Source organism: Streptomyces canus 299MFChir4.1 (genome assembly GCF_000383615.1).
Taxonomy (GTDB): domain Bacteria; phylum Actinomycetota; class Actinomycetes; order Streptomycetales; family Streptomycetaceae; genus Streptomyces; species Streptomyces canus_C.
Window position 1 is genome coordinate 11,497 of sequence record NZ_KB911617.1, and the last position, 13,916, is coordinate 25,412.

10 protein-coding genes and 1 riboswitch are annotated in these 13,916 nt (G+C 69.6%); of the genes, 5 read left to right on the forward strand and 5 right to left on the reverse strand.

Features of this window, described 5'->3' with window-relative positions; translation table 11 throughout:
- Positions 1-558 precede the first annotated feature (558 nt).
- Positions 559-936: a PRC-barrel domain-containing protein gene (locus tag H293_RS0140350; RefSeq protein WP_020123456.1), complete on the reverse strand. Its 378-nt coding sequence runs from the start codon at positions 934-936 to the stop codon at positions 559-561.
- Between the two features lie 123 nt (positions 937-1,059).
- A riboswitch (glycine riboswitch) is annotated at positions 1,060-1,155 on the forward strand.
- 175 nt (positions 1,156-1,330) lie between these two features.
- Here H293_RS0140350 and gcvP point away from each other — a divergent pair.
- On the forward strand, positions 1,331-4,216 hold the full coding sequence (gene gcvP / locus H293_RS0140355) for an aminomethyl-transferring glycine dehydrogenase (RefSeq protein ID WP_020123457.1): 2,886 nt from the start codon (positions 1,331-1,333) through the stop codon (positions 4,214-4,216).
- A gap of 89 nt (positions 4,217-4,305) precedes the next feature.
- On the opposite strand, the gene H293_RS0140360 is transcribed toward gcvP, so the two are convergent.
- On the reverse strand, positions 4,306-6,258 hold the full coding sequence (locus tag H293_RS0140360) for an APC family permease (protein WP_020123458.1): 1,953 nt from the start codon (positions 6,256-6,258) through the stop codon (positions 4,306-4,308).
- A gap of 864 nt (positions 6,259-7,122) precedes the next feature.
- On the opposite strand from H293_RS0140360, the gene H293_RS0140365 reads away from it, so the two are divergent.
- Genes H293_RS0140365 through H293_RS0140380 form a run of 4 tightly spaced genes read left to right on the forward strand, consistent with a single transcriptional unit; the run spans position 7,123 to position 11,351 of the window.
- Entirely contained in the window at positions 7,123-8,418 is a 1,296-nt protein-coding gene (locus H293_RS0140365; protein ID WP_020123459.1) for an extracellular solute-binding protein, read from the forward strand.
- Between the two features lie 6 nt (positions 8,419-8,424).
- Positions 8,425-9,423, forward strand: coding sequence for a carbohydrate ABC transporter permease (locus H293_RS0140370; RefSeq protein WP_020123460.1), 999 nt, complete (start codon positions 8,425-8,427; stop codon positions 9,421-9,423).
- Positions 9,420-10,253: a carbohydrate ABC transporter permease gene (locus tag H293_RS0140375; protein ID WP_028808613.1), complete on the forward strand. Its 834-nt coding sequence runs from the start codon at positions 9,420-9,422 to the stop codon at positions 10,251-10,253. Before H293_RS0140370 ends, H293_RS0140375 begins: the two co-directional genes overlap by 4 nt.
- 60 nt (positions 10,254-10,313) lie before the next feature.
- Positions 10,314-11,351, forward strand: a complete 1,038-nt coding sequence (locus tag H293_RS0140380) for an endo-1,4-beta-xylanase (protein WP_020123462.1) — start codon at positions 10,314-10,316, stop codon at positions 11,349-11,351.
- A gap of 181 nt (positions 11,352-11,532) precedes the next feature.
- On the opposite strand, the gene H293_RS0140385 is transcribed toward H293_RS0140380, so the two are convergent.
- The 3 genes from H293_RS0140385 to H293_RS0140395 form a co-directional block, all read right to left on the reverse strand.
- A complete protein-coding gene (locus H293_RS0140385) occupies positions 11,533-12,570 on the reverse strand; it encodes a LacI family DNA-binding transcriptional regulator (protein ID WP_020123463.1) in 1,038 nt (345 codons plus the stop codon).
- Between the two features lie 198 nt (positions 12,571-12,768).
- A complete protein-coding gene (locus H293_RS0140390; protein ID WP_020123464.1) occupies positions 12,769-12,966 on the reverse strand; it encodes a DUF5999 family protein in 198 nt (65 codons plus the stop codon).
- Positions 12,967-13,341: 375 nt separating this feature from the next.
- The gene (locus tag H293_RS0140395; RefSeq protein WP_020123465.1) at positions 13,342-13,908 is read right to left on the reverse strand and encodes a hypothetical protein; all 567 of its coding nucleotides are present in this window, start codon (positions 13,906-13,908) and stop codon (positions 13,342-13,344) included.
- Between the last annotated feature and the right edge of the window lie 8 nt (positions 13,909-13,916).

Genomic DNA, 13,916 nt, shown 5'->3' on the forward strand with positions numbered 1-13,916 from the left:
CCTCGGCCGCGTGTGGGGTCGGCACTGCTGGACTGCGGCGGCTCGCGGTGGTCGGTTTCTGGTCGGAGCTCATGGCCCGTGGTGCGGAGCTGGTGCCGGTCGGGCAGGTCCTCGGTAGGGTGCGCGGTCGGTGCTGCTGGACCGTGGTGGCTCGGGGGTGGTGGGTTCGGCGCGGGGCTTACGGCCGGCCTGGCGTCGGTCGGCAGGTGTTCGGTGGGGTGCGCGGGTGGCACCGCTCGGCTGGGGGGGGGCTCGGGTTGGGGCTCACCATCTGACTCGCGGGGCTGGGGCGTCCGTGAGGTGTGGGCAGGCGGCCTGGTGCCGGTCGGGCAGGTCCTCGGTCGGTGCTGCTGGACCGCGTGGTGGCTCGGGGGTGGTGGGTTCGGGGCGGAGGCACACGGGCGGCCTCGTGTCGGTCGGGCAGGTCCTCGGTCGGGTGCGCTGGCAGCACCGCTCGGCTGCGGCGGCTCGGGGCGGGGCTCAGCGCCTGACTCGCGGGGCTGGGGGCGTCCGGCAAAGGCGGCAGGCGGTCCGGGGGTGGAGAGCGCAGGGGTATGGTCAGGCCTCTACGTCCTCCGTGCCCGCCAGTCTGCCGAAGTCCCGGTCCGGGAGCGGCGGTGGTGTGGCCAGGTCGAGGCCGTAGTGGTGGTAGAGCTGGAGTTCCTGGTCGGGGGAGAGGTGGCGGCCCACGCCGAAGTCGGGGGCGTCCTTGATGAGGGTGCGGTCGTAGGGGACGTGCAGGGAGCCGTCGACCAGTTCGCTCGGCTCCAGGGGGACGAAGGCGTCCCGGGTGAAGAGGCCGGTGCGTATGGCGGCCCACTCCGGCACGCCCGTCGCGTCGTCGAGGTAGACCTCGTCGACGGTGCCGATCTTGGTGCCGTTGCGGTCGAACGCCTTGCGGCCGATCAGGTTGCGCGGATCGATGTCGGTCTGCACGTGCCCTCCACTTGGTCGCAACTCATCCGAAGCGGTCGTAAGCACTACGAAAGAGCACATCGGGGTGTGCGGCCACTCGAAGACCCGTGCGGTGTCCTCGCTGGTAGGCTTGCGAACGGCTGCTGACCCCGCGCGGGAGAGTCCTCCGGACACCATCGGAGGCGCCGAAGGAGCAAATCCTCCCCGGAATCTCTCAGGCTCACGTACCGCACGGACGAGGTCACTCTGGAAAGCAGGGCGGGTGTCGACGGCTTCCGCTCTCACCGACGGTGAAAGCCGGCGGCCTTCGGGCGGCCGGTGAAGCTCTCAGGTCGAGATGACAGAGGGGGAGGCCGTCGGGGTACCCGCGCCGGGGTACCCCTCGAAGGTCGCGTCAGACCAGGAGGCCTCCGCAATGACCGCCCACCGTATTCCGCTCGCAGAGCTCGAGCAGGGGATCCCGTTCGAGCAGCGTCACATCGGTCCGGATCATGAAGCCCGGGCCAAGATGCTCGCCCAGGTCGGCTACGGCTCGCTCGACGAGCTGACCGCCGCCGCGGTGCCCGACGTGATCAAGAACGCCGATGCGCTGGAACTGCCCGGTGCGCGCACCGAGGCCGAGGTACTGGCCGAGCTGCGGTCGCTGGCCGACCGCAACCAGGTGCTCGACTCCATGATCGGTCTCGGGTACTACGGCACCTTCACTCCGCCCGTCATCCTGCGCAACGTCATGGAGAACCCGGCCTGGTACACGGCCTACACGCCGTATCAGCCGGAGATCTCGCAGGGACGGCTCGAGGCTCTGCTCAACTTCCAGACCATGGTCGCCGAGCTCACCGGGCTGCCGACCTCCGGTGCCTCGCTGCTCGACGAGGGAACCGCGGCGGCCGAGGCCATGGCACTGTCCCGCCGCATGGGGAAGAACAAGAAGGGGCTCTTCCTCGTCGACGCCGACGTGCTGCCGCAGACCATCGCCGTGATCGAGACCCGGGCCGAACCGACGGGCCTCGAGATCGTGGTCGCCGACCTCAGCGACGGGATCCCGGCCGAGATCGCCGGGCGCGAGATCAACGGCGTGCTGGTCCAGTACCCCGGCGCCTCCGGGGTCGTACGGGACATCAAGCCGCTCATCGACCAGGCTCACGAGCTCGGCGCTCTCGTGACCGTCGCCGCCGATCTGCTCGCGCTGACCCTGCTGAAGTCGCCGGGTGCGCTCGGGGCGGACATCGCGGTCGGTACCACGCAGCGGTTCGGTGTGCCGATGGGCTTCGGCGGGCCGCACGCCGGATACATGGCCGTACAGGAGAAGTTCGCCAGGAGCCTGCCCGGGCGGCTCGTGGGCGTGTCCGTGGACGCCGACGGCAACAAGGCCTACCGGCTGGCGCTGCAGACGCGTGAGCAGCACATCCGCCGGGAGAAGGCGACCAGCAACATCTGCACCGCGCAGGTGCTGCTCGCGGTCATGGCCGGGATGTACGCCGTCTACCACGGGCCCGACGGGTTGAGGGGCATCGCGCGGCGGACGCACCGGTACGCCAACGTCCTCGCCGCGGGGCTGACGGCCGGTGGGGTCGAGGTCGTGCACGGGTCCTACTTCGACACGCTGACCGTGCGGGTGCCGGCCAGGGCCGCCGAGATCGTCTCCGCGGCGCGCCGGAACGGCGTCAACCTGCACCTCGTCGACGCCGACCACGTGTCCCTCGCGTGCGACGAGACCACCGCGCGGGCCCAGTTGGCTGCCGTGTGGAGCGCGTTCGGGGTCGAGGCCGACATCGAGGCGCTGGACGCGGCCACCGAGGAGGCACTGCCGGACGCTCTGCTGCGGGACGACGACTTCCTCACCCACCCCGTCTTCCACCAGTACCGCTCCGAGACCGCGATGCTGCGCTACCTGCGCCGGCTCGCCGACCGCGACTACGCGCTCGACCGCGGCATGATCCCGCTGGGCTCCTGCACCATGAAGCTCAACGCGACCACGGAGATGGAGCCGGTCACCTGGCCCGAGTTCGGGCAGCTGCACCCCTTCGCGCCCGCCGAGCAGGCGCAGGGGTATCTGACGCTGATCCGCGAGCTGGAGGAGAGGCTCGCGGAGGTCACCGGGTACGACAAGGTGTCCCTGCAGCCGAACGCGGGCTCGCAGGGCGAGCTGGCCGGGCTGCTCGCCGTACGCGGGTATCACCGGGCCAACGGGGACGACCAGCGGACCGTGTGTCTGATCCCGTCGTCCGCGCACGGGACCAATGCCGCCAGCGCCGTGATGGCGGGCATGAAGGTCGTCGTCGTGAAGACCGCCGGGGACGGCGAGATCGACGTCGAGGACCTGCGGGCCAAGATCGAGCAGCACCGGGACGAGCTGTCCGTGCTGATGATCACCTACCCCTCGACGCACGGTGTGTTCGAGGAGCACGTCGCCGACATCTGCGCCCAGGTGCACGAGGCCGGCGGTCAGGTGTACGTCGACGGGGCCAACCTCAACGCCCTGGTGGGGCTGGCCAAGCCGGGGCACTTCGGCGGTGACGTCTCGCACCTGAACCTGCACAAGACCTTCTGCATCCCGCACGGCGGCGGTGGCCCGGGCGTCGGTCCGGTCGGCGTACGGGCGCACCTGGCGCCGTATCTGCCGAACCACCCGATGCAGCCCGCGGCCGGCCCGGAGACCGGCGTGGGGCCGATCTCGGCCGCTCCCTGGGGCTCCGCGGGGATCCTGCCGATCTCGTGGGCGTACGTCCGGCTCATGGGCGGTGAGGGGCTCAAGCGGGCCACGCAGGTGGCGGTGCTCTCCGCCAACTACATCGCCAAGCGCCTTGAGCCGCACTACCCCGTGCTCTACACCGGCCCCGGCGGACTGGTGGCGCACGAGTGCATCATCGATCTGCGGCCGCTGACCAAGGCGACCGGGGTGAGCGTCGACGACGTGGCCAAGCGGCTCATCGACTACGGCTTCCACGCGCCGACCATGTCGTTCCCGGTGGCCGGGACGCTGATGATCGAGCCGACGGAGTCCGAGGACCTGACCGAGCTCGACCGGTTCTGCGAGGCGATGATCGCCATTCGCGGGGAGATCGAGAAGGTCGGGGCCGGGGAGTGGGACGCGGACGACAACCCGCTGCGGAACGCTCCGCACACCGCCGGTGCGCTGGGCGGCGCCTGGGAGCACGCGTACACGCGCGAGGAGGCCGTGTTCCCGGCCGGGGTGTCGGTGGCGGACAAGTACTGGCCGCCGGTGCGGCGGATCGACCAGGCGTTCGGTGACCGGAACCTGGTGTGTTCGTGCCCGCCGCTGGACGCGTACGACGACTGACCTGACGTGAAGAGGGCCCCGTCTCGGACGGGGCCCTTCTTCTTTGTGCCGGGGACTGTTCGCTCGGGGGAATGTGCCGGCTGCGCGGATCAGGCGGTGTGGACCCGGGGACGGCGGGCGCGGTCGGGTTCCGCCTCGCGGAGGACCTCTCGGGTGACGGGGGCGACTTCGCCCTGACCGAAGAGGAAGAACCGCAGGAAGTTGTGGAAGGGGTTGCCCTCGGTCCATTCGAAGTACATGTGGGGGATGCAGCCGGTGAGGTCGCGGACATGCAGGAGCAGGGCGGCCAGGGCGTTCGGGATGGAGGAGGACTCCAGGGTCAGGACGCGGTAGCGGCCGTGCAGGACCTCGCCGCGTACGGTGAGGCTCGCCTCGAACTCGGAGGGGTCCAGGACGGTGACCTCGACGAAGACGAAGTCCTCGCCGGGGAGGTCGTGGTCGGCACGGATCTGTTCGATCTTCTCGCGGTACTCGGCCTGGTCGCGCTGGTCGGGTTCGTTGGCGATGAAGCGGATCTTGCGGCTGGCGATGTCCCGGATGAAACGTTCCGCCATCGGGTCCAGCGTCACGCTGGTCACGCGGAGCTCGAAGGCGCGGGCCAGCCGGGAGAGCAGGGAGACGAGGATGATGCCGGCGATGAAGCAGGCGCCGATCTTGACGCCGTCGGGGCGTTCGATGACGTTCGCGACGGTGACGTAGAGAAACACCGCCGAGATGACCGCGAAGCCGATCGTCCAGCCCCGCTGGCCGGCCTTGCGGGCCGCGATGGTCACCGCGATCGCCGCTGAGCTGATGAGGACCAGGACGCCGGTGGCGTAGGCGCCGCCCTGGGCGTCGACGTCGGCGTCGAAGATCCAGGTGACCAGGAAGCCGATCAGGGTGAAGACGATGACCATGGGGCGCACGGCGCGGGCCCAGTGCGGGGCCATGCCGTAGCGGGGCAGGTAGCGGGGCATCAGGTTGAGCAGACCGGCCATCGCGGAGGCGCCGGCGAACCACAGGATGGCGATCGTGGAGACGTCGTAGACCGTCCCGAAGGCGCCGCCGAGGTATTCGTGGGCGAGGTAGGCGAGGGCGCGTCCGTTGGCGGGGCCGCCGGACTCGAAGTCCTTCTCCGGGATCAGGAGGGTGGTGATGAAGCTGGTGGCGATCAGGAAGACGCTCATGATCAGGGCGGCGGTGGTGAGCAGCTTCTTGGTGTCGCGGATCCGGCCGGCGGGACGCTCCTCGGTGTCACCGGGGTCGCCCTTGACGTGCGGCATGACGGCGACACCGGTCTCGAAGCCGGACAGGCCGAGTGCGAGTTTGGGGAAGACCAGCAGGGCCACGCCGACCATGGCGAAGACGTTGCCGTGCTCGGCGGTCAGCGCGCTGGACCAGTCGGCGACGACATGACCTGCGGTGATGACGTGCCACAGACCGACGACCACCACGACCACGTTGAGGGCGAGGTAGACGCCGACGAGGGCGACCGCGACGCCCACGGCCTCCAGGAAGCCCTTGAGGAAGACGGCGCCGAGCAGGGCGACCAGGACGAGGGTGATCGGCATCTGCTGGTTGTGCAGGGTGCTGGTGAGGTGGGGGTTCTCGACCAGGTGGGTGGAGGCGTCGGCGGCGGAGAGGGTGATGGTGATCAGGAAGTCGGTGGCGGCGAAGCCGAGCAGGGTCAGGACGAAGAGTTTGCCCTGCCAGAAGGACAGGAGGCGTTCCAGCATGGCGATGGAGCCCTCGCCGTGGGGGCTTTCCTCGGCCACGCGGCGGTAGACGGGCAGGGCGCCGGCCAGGGTGACGAGGACGAGGACGATGGTGGCGACGGGGGAGAGCAGACCGGCCGCCAGTGCGGCGATGCCGGGCTGGTAGCCGAGGGTGGAGAAGTAGTCGACGCCGGTCAGGCACATCACCCGGTACCAGGGCTGACCCCGGTGCGGGGGCTCGGGTTGGGCGTGCGGGCCCACGTGGCCGCCGCCCTTGCCCATGTCCGAGAGACCTTCCAGCATCCAGGAGCGCAGACGACTCGGGGGCGGGTGCTCGGTGGTGGCCATCGGGGGCGCTCCTAGGTACGGCTCAGTTCGGGGGTCCGGCCGCCCGTCCGACGGCGGGACCAGCGTAAGCGGAGAGTGACGCTCGGGCCCGTGGTGCAAGGCTGCGGGGGCATCAAACTTCCGTTAAGACTCGGCGTGGGGCATGCCGGACGCGAGGGACGGTCCAGTTGAGGGGGCTGTCTCGTCCCGGTTCGAACTGCTGGGGTGGGTCGGCCGAGGTGGACACGCAGCGTCATGTCGGGGCCGGGGCCGTGAACTCGCCGTCTCGCCGATGGGCACCCGACGTGGTGCTCTGACTGGGCGTGCCGGGCGACGACACCGATCTGCTTCGTAATGTTCGCCAGTGCTGACGAATGTTTCGGCGATTCAGAGGGTCAGGCGTCACGGGGCGCGACGGCATAGCCGTAGGAGGCTACCGCCGTCCTCGTGCACTGCGGACCGCCCTGTACGGAGTGAGTGTCCGGCGGGCGAGTCGATCGCCCTGTATCGCGCGGGAGCATTGTCCGGGCTTCCGAGTCCCGGGCCCGGACGCCCGGTCCGGCCGCCGTGCCCCCGCCCGGTGTGTGACCGTCACGTGGTCTCGGCGCCTCGGCGCCCTGTCGCCGGAGGGAGCCGGGCGGGGCGTCCCGCATCGCGGTCGCAGGGCGGGTGCTCGCACGGCAAGGGCTCCCCGTTCCCCGACGCGAGGCCCTCCGGGACGAGTTGGCGGGTCAATCCCCGAACATTCCCCGTGCACAGGGGGTTGCCACCGTTTAGTAGCTGTCTCTAGGGTGCGGCAGCAGCGAAGCTTTCTGGATCTACTCCGAAACTTTCGGACCTCAGGACGGACAAGGACGGCTCCGTCCCGTACCCAAGGAGCGCATCATGGGCGACCCGGCACTGTCCCGCCGTGGTTTTCTGGCGGCGTCCGCCGCGGCCGGTCTGGGCATGACGGCACTGACCGGTTGTGGCGGCGACTCGGACGGAGGTTCGTCCGACGGGACGACCACGGTGGAGTGGTGGAACATCTCCACCACCGAGCCGTCGAAGAGTGTCTGGGCGGCCCTCGCCAAGAAGTTCGAGGCCGCGAACCCCAAGATCAAGATAAAGATCGTCCAGCTGGAGAACGACGCCTACAAGTCGAAGATGACGGCGCTGACCGCTTCCGGGAAGCTCCCCGACATCTTCCACACCTGGGGCGGCGGCGTTCTCAAGCAGCAGGTCGACGCGGGCCTCGTCGAGGATCTGACCGACCGGACCAAGCCGTGGGCCGACGGCCTGCTGAAGGTCACCAAGGAGCCGTACATCTACGACGACAAGGTCTACGGCATTCCGTTCGACATGGGCATGATCGGCTTCTGGTACAACAAGAAGCTCTTCCAGCAGGCCGGTGTCAGCGAACCGCCCACCACCTGGGGCGGATTCCTCGAGGCCGTGAGCAAGCTGAAGGCGAAGAACATCACGCCCATCGCGCTCGCCGGCAAGGAGAAGTGGCCCGGCATGTACTACTGGGCCTACCTCGCGATGCGCACCGCGGGCATCGACGCGCTCCAGAAGGCCAGTGAGGACAAGGACTTCACCGGTGCCGGATTCGTCGAGGCCGGCCGGCACCTCAAGCAGCTCGTGGACCTCCAGCCCTTCCAGAAGGGGTTCCTCAACGCGGCCTACTCCACCCCGACCGGCCAGGCGGCCGCCGTGGGCAACGGCAAGGCGGCCATGGAACTCATGGGTCAGTGGGCCCCGTCCGTGGAGGCCGACGCCGGGAAGGGCCTCGGCAACGACCTCGGGTTCTTCCCGTTCCCCGCGGTCGAGGGAGGCAAGGGCGCCATCACCGAGGTGTTCGGCGGCGGCGGCGGACACGCCCTGCGCCGGGGCGCCCCACAGGCGGCCGTCGAGTTCCTGAAGTTCTTCGCCTCCGAGGCCACCGAACTGGAACTGGTCAAGAAGACCAGCATCCTTCCCGTGCTGCCGAACGCCGAGAAGGCCATGACCGACCCCAACCTCAAGCTCGTCCAGGCCCAGTTGAAGGCCGCCACCGGCTTCCAGCTCTATCTCGACCAGGCGTACGCCCCCGCCGTCGGCCAGGAGGTCAACGACAGCGTGGCCGCGCTGATCGCCGGCTCCAAGTCCCCCGAGCAGGTCGCCCAGTCGATCACGCAGACCGCGAAGGAAGAGCAGTAGCCCGCGATGACCTCCACGTTCCTCGCAGACAAGCGGAGCGGTCCGGGCACCGATCTCCCGCCCCCGGAATCGGTCAGGGCCCGGGGGCGGGGCCGCCGGCGCGTACTGCACTGGCTGACCGCGGTGGGCTTCCAACTGCCCGCCCTGGTGCTGTTCATCGGCATGGTCCTGCTGCCGATGCTGTTCGCGCTGTACGCCGCCTTCTTCCGCTGGGGCGGCTTCGGCATGCCCTCCGACTACGTCGGCACCGACAACTTCACCGACCTCTTCGACAACCCGATCTTCCTCGGCGACCTGTGGCGCTGCCTGGTCCTGGTGCTGCTCTCCCTCGCGCTCCAGCTGCCGTTCGCGCTCGCCATGGCGGTCCTGCTCAACCAGAAGCTCCGCGGCCGGGCCGTCTACCGGATGCTGTTCTTCGCGCCCTACGTCCTGTCCGAGGCGATCACGGGCGTGCTGTTCAGCATGGTCTTCGCCCCGGACGACGGACTCGCCGACCATGTCCTGGGCGCGGTCGGACTCGACGGCCTGGGCGGGCTGTGGTTCGCCGACCCGTCGTATGTCATGGCGACGCTCTTCCTCGTCATGACCTGGAAGTACTTCGGCTTCCACATGATGCTCTACCTGGCCGGACTCCAGTCCATCCCACGGGAGTTGACCGAGGCGGCGCTCATCGACGGCGCCGGCGCCTGGCAGCGGTTCCGCAACGTCACCCTGCCGTTGCTCGCGCCCACCCTGCGCATCAGCGTCTTCCTGTCCGTCATCGGGGCGATCCAGCTCTTCGACCTGGTCTGGGTGATCACCCAGGGCGGGCCCGACCACCACTCCGAGACGATGGCCGTGACCATGTTCCAGTACGGCTTCAAGCGCTACCAGGTCGGCTACGCCAGCGCGATCAGCGTGGTCATGTTCGGCATCTGCCTCGTCTTCGCCCTCGCCTACCAGCGGTTCGTGCTCCGCCGCGATCTCGAAGGGGCCACCACGACGATGAGGGGGGACGGCAAGTGACGCGCCGTACAGAGGGTGTGCGCACCCTGCCGCTGCACGTGATCCTCGTCGTCGTCGGCGCGGTGATGATCGTGCCGCTCGTGTATGCCGTCCTGTCCGGGTTCAAGTCCACCGACGAACTTTCCAGCAATCCCTTCGGTCTGCCCGAGCACTGGCTGACCAGCAACTACACCGACATCCTCGGCGGCGGCGACTTCTGGCGGCTGCTCGGCAGCAGCACCCTGATCGCGGTCGGTACGACGGTGCTGGTGGTCGCTCTGTCCGCGCTCGCCGCGTTCTCCTTCGCCCGGTTCGCCTTCCGCGGCCGGGAGGCGCTGTTCACGCTCTTCACGATGGGGCTGATGTTCCCCTTCGCGGTGGCGGTCCTCCCGCTGTTCCTGCTGCTGCGCTATCTGGGGCTGCTGGACAACCCGCTGGGCGTGATCCTGCCGCAGGCCGCCTTCGGACTGCCGATGACGATCATCATCCTGCGGGCCTTCTTCCGGGAGATCCCCGGCGAGCTGGAGGAGGCGGCCACCCTCGACGGGTGCACCTCCTTCGGGTTCTTCTGGCGGGTGCTGCTGCCCATGGCACGGCCCGCGCTCGGCACGGTCTCGGTGCTCGCCGTCGTCACCAGCTGGAACAACTTCATGCTGCCGCTGCTGGTGTTCACCGACAACACGTGGTGGACGCTGCCCATCGGGGTGCAGCAGTTCCAGGGCCAGTACTCCGCGGAGTACGCCCGTGTCTTCGCCTATCTCGTCCTGGCGATGGTGCCCGCCCTGGCCTTCTACTCGGTCGCCGAGCGCCAGCTCGTCGGCGGCCTCACCGCCGGTGCCACGAAGGGCTGACGGCGGCGTCTCGAAAAGTACGGCTCACCCACCCCGCACCCGCACGTGAGGAGTCGCCCCATGCGCAAAAACCGTCTGAGACTCGTCGGAGTCCTGGCCGCGGCCCTGGTCGTCACCGGCATCGGCGCACCCGCCCAGGCCCACGGGAAGCCGGCCACACTGGCCGACCTCGCCCAGCGCCACGGCCGCTACTTCGGCAGCGCCACCGACAACCCCGAGCTCGTCGACGAGCCGTACAAGAAGCTCCTCGGCAGCGAGTTCGACCAGATCACGCCGGGCAACGGCATGAAGTGGTACGCCACCGAACCCGAGCCGGGCGTCTTCGACTGGACCAACGGCGACGAGATCGTGAACCTCGCCCGCGCGAACCACCAGAAGGTGCGCGGTCACACCCTCGTGTGGCACAGCCAGTTGCCCGACTGGATCACCTCGCGCGAGTGGACGGCGGACGAGCTGAGGCCCGTACTGAAGAAGCACATCCAGACGGAGGTACGGCACTACCGGGGCAAGGTCTTCGCCTGGGATGTCGTCAACGAGGCCTTCAACGAGGACGGCACCTACCGCGAGTCCGTCTTCTACAAGACCCTCGGCCCCGGGTACATCGCCGACGCCCTGCGCTGGGCCCGCCAGGCCGACCCCAAGGTCAAGCTCTACCTCAACGACTACAACATCGAGGGGATCGGGGCGAAGAGCGACGCCTACTACGACCTGGCCAAGGAGCTGAAGGCGAAGGGCGTTCCGCTCGACGGGATCGGACTCCAGACCCATCTGGCGCTCCAGTACGGCTATCCGACCACCCTGGAGGACAACCTCCGCCGCTTCTCCAAGCTCGGCCTGGACACCGCGCTCACCGAGGTCGACATCCGCATGATCCTGCCCGCGACCGAGGAGAAGCTGGCCCAACAGGCCCAGTGGTACGCCGACTTGACCGACGCGTGCCTCGCGGTGCGACGGTGTGTCGGCATCACCGTCTGGGACTACACCGACAAGTACTCCTGGATCCCGGCGTTCTTCGAGGGCCAGGGAGCCGCGCTGCCCTGGGACGAGCAACTCCAGCCGAAGCCGGCGTACTACGCGATTCGGGCCGCGCTGAAGTAGGGCGCGAGGGAGAGGGGCGGGCCGGGGCGGCCGCGGCGGATTCACGTTGTCCTGCCGGGGCCGCCGGCTGGCTTGACCGACGGTCGAGGAGCGGCGGGAATCCTGATGGCCGGGTCCGGTCCGGCTGCCGGGCGCGCCATTCGCCCGTGCCGCCCGGGCGGCGGACGAGCGTTCTGGATCCTCAGGTAGTGGTCGGTGGTGCGGTGCTGGAGCGCACCACCAATTCCGTTCCCAGTTCCACGCGCGGGGAGTCCGGGCGTTGGTTGCGGGCCAGTTCGAGGACGGTGCGGACGGCCAGTTTGCCCATGTCGGCGAGGGGCTGGCGCACGGTCGTCAGCGGCGGGGCCGACCAGCGGACTTCCGGAAGATCGTCGAAACCCACCAGGCTCATGTCCTCCGGCACCCGCAGCCCACGCCTCCGCAGCGCCTCGATCGCGCCGAGGGCCATCTGGTCGCTGGCCGCGAACACCGCGGTGGGCGGCTCGGGCAGGTCGAGGAGCTTCTCGCAGCCCGCGAAGCCGGACTCCGGGTGGAAGTCGCCGGGCACGACCAGGGCCTCGTCGAAGGTGAGCCCGGCGCCTTCGAGGGCGGCGCGGTAGCCGTCGAGGCGGGCCCGCGAGCAGAGCAGCCGGGGCGGCCCGGCGATCAGGCCGATCCTGCGATGCCCGAGGGACAGCAGGTGTTCGGTGGCGGCGAGCCCTCCCGACCAGTTGGCCGCGCCGATGGTGGGGGCGTTCAGTGCGGGGGAGCCGGCCGGGTCGACGACCACCAGCGGGACGCCGAGCACGCGCAGTTCGTCGTGGAGGACCATGTCAAGCGCCGAGGTGACCAGGATGACCCCGTCGGAGGCGCGGGCGCGCAGGTTGCGCATCCACTCGCGCGCGTCGCCGGAGCGGCCGTGGATCGCGGAGACCACGGTGCCGACGCCCTCCGTGTGGGCGACCTCCTCGACACCACGGATGATCTCCACGGCCCAGGGGCTGTCGAGGTCGTTGAAGACCAGGTCGAGCAGGGCGGCGCGGGTGCCGGGTGCCGCGGGGCGCTTGCGGTAGCCGTACCGCTGGAGCAGTTCCTCGACCCGCGCGCGGGTGTGCGGGGACACGTCCGAGCGGCCGTTGACCACTCGGGACACCGTCGGCACCGAGACCCCGGCCTGCCGGGCGATCTCCGTGATGGTGACCCTGCTCCGGGGTCCGGCGTCGGCCTCGCCTGCTGTCACTTGCCCACCTCCGCGTCGGAGCCTCGAAAACGCCGGGCTCGAAACTTCCAGGAGTCTTCCGGAAAAGTGGGCCCATACACAAGGCGTCACAGGGAGTGATCGCCGACGGACATGCGTCGGGGCCGGTGCGCAGACAGTCGCTGCGAGCCGGCCCCTCAAGGTCCCCGGGCGGAACGGCGGGCCGCCGCCCGGTCGTGCTCAGGCGGCGGTGGCTGCCGCGAGTGGGCGGTGCGGGGCGATGACTCGACCGTCGGGCAGGAGCTCACCGGTGTCCTCGAAGAGCAGAACGCCGTTGCACAGCAGGCTCCAGCCCTGTTCCGGGTGGTGCGCCACGAGGCGGGCGGATTCCCGGTCGGCGGAGTCGGCGGTGGGACACGGTGGCTGGTGCTGGCACATTGGTGGGATCTTTCGCTGTGTTGTGGTCATGACGTCCCCCGTTGCGATAACTCAGTCGGAACCCAGTGTTGCCCTACGGGCGTCAATCCGCAGGGATTTCGCATCACCACTTCTTCACAGGTTGGAGACGCGTCACCCGGTCGGACGGTTCAGTCCAACTGCACTGTCCCTTCGGGTGGTTCAAGGGGGCCTGAAAGGGCTAGTCCACCTGGAGCGGGTCTCGCAATCGGCTCGTCCGAGCAATTCCCTGCTCGTACGAGCAAATGGTTACCGGGTGATCCCTGGGGATTGCGTACGACCTTAATGCCACCCGAAACGGAGTCGTACCCCGCTACCCGGAATCCGGGGCGGGGTACGAGGACGCCGGGCGGGGTGTCAGGCGGGCGAGCCGAGCAGCGGGGCCGGAGTCACCCGATGGGTCAGCACCGGAAGCAGTTCGGCGGCCCGGTGCGGGCGGTGCGCGGCGATACCGGGCGGGGCCGGTGCCAGTGGGACGAGCAGGTCGGTGGCGGCGAGGCGGCCCGTGGCGGCGTCCGCCGCGCAGTCGCCGTGCAGCCACAGCGCGAGCATGTACAGGCCCGGGATCGACAGCAGGCGCGGCTGGTAGGGCTGCTGCATCACCTCCGCCTGACGCAGCGCGCGCTCGGTGGACGCGATGTAGGGCCCCTCGAAGAAATGCGAGAACGCCCAGCCGTCCGGGGTCAGCATGGTCTCGGCCGCGGCCACCGAGCGTTCGCCGCAGCGGATCAGGAACCGCCATCCGGCCAGCCTGGTGGCGGTTCCGTCCAGGACGTGTACGGGCAGCGGGAGCTCGGGTGTGACGGGTCCCTGGGCGCGCAGCAGGGAAGGGGTCCGGGCCTCGCGGACCGCGGTGGGCGAGGCGAGTGCGGTGAGGACGGAGCGAAGTGCGGGTGCGGGAGCCGGAGGGACATGCAGCGGCATGGTGGGTC

Excerpts from the sequence above, each read along its gene's own strand:
- H293_RS0140380 (WP_020123462.1), top strand. The coding sequence starts at position 10,314 with ATGCGCAAAAACCGTCTGAGACTCGTCGGAGTCCTGGCCGCGGCCCTG.
- H293_RS0140365 (WP_020123459.1), top strand. The coding sequence starts at position 7,123 with ATGGGCGACCCGGCACTGTCCCGCCGTGGTTTTCTGGCGGCGTCCGCC.
- gcvP (WP_020123457.1), top strand. The coding sequence starts at position 1,331 with ATGACCGCCCACCGTATTCCGCTCGCAGAGCTCGAGCAGGGGATCCCG.
- H293_RS0140370 (WP_020123460.1), top strand. The coding sequence starts at position 8,425 with ATGACCTCCACGTTCCTCGCAGACAAGCGGAGCGGTCCGGGCACCGAT.
- H293_RS0140395 (WP_020123465.1), bottom strand. The coding sequence starts at position 13,908 with ATGCCGCTGCATGTCCCTCCGGCTCCCGCACCCGCACTTCGCTCCGTC.
- H293_RS0140390 (WP_020123464.1), bottom strand. The coding sequence starts at position 12,966 with ATGTGCCAGCACCAGCCACCGTGTCCCACCGCCGACTCCGCCGACCGG.
- H293_RS0140360 (WP_020123458.1), bottom strand. The coding sequence starts at position 6,258 with ATGGCCACCACCGAGCACCCGCCCCCGAGTCGTCTGCGCTCCTGGATG.